Here is a 270-nt window from a genome sequence, read left to right as displayed (position 1 = left end):
CGTCCAGCTCTATCGCAGCCTCGGCCGCGATCTTCCCTCCGGTGTTGCCTCGGACGAACGCGGCCACGATACGACAAACCCCGATATCGCAGATATGCTGGCGCCGCTTGGTGGCGAATTCGGCTTCAAGGGTGCTGGGCTCGCCGGCATTTCCGAAATCCTCAGCGCCGTGCTCACGGGGATGAAGCTGAGTTTCGACATCGCACCAATGCCAGGCCCAGATTTCTCGACGCCACGCGGACTTGGCGCCTTCGTCCTCGCGCTAAATCC

General features: G+C 62.2%; 1 protein-coding gene. It reads left to right on the top strand.

Translation table 11 applies throughout. From position 1 onward, the window contains the following. Positions 1–270 (top strand): Ldh family oxidoreductase (locus tag SB724_RS20290; protein ID WP_410572668.1); only part of this gene is annotated, 270 nt, incomplete at both ends.

Origin of the sequence: Bacillus sp. SIMBA_031 (assembly GCF_046535225.1) — a bacterium.
Lineage (GTDB): Bacteria > Bacillota > Bacilli > Bacillales > Bacillaceae > Bacillus > Bacillus velezensis.
The sequence above is the reverse complement of the archived record's forward strand: the minus strand, read 5'-3'. Positions and strand labels throughout refer to the sequence as shown.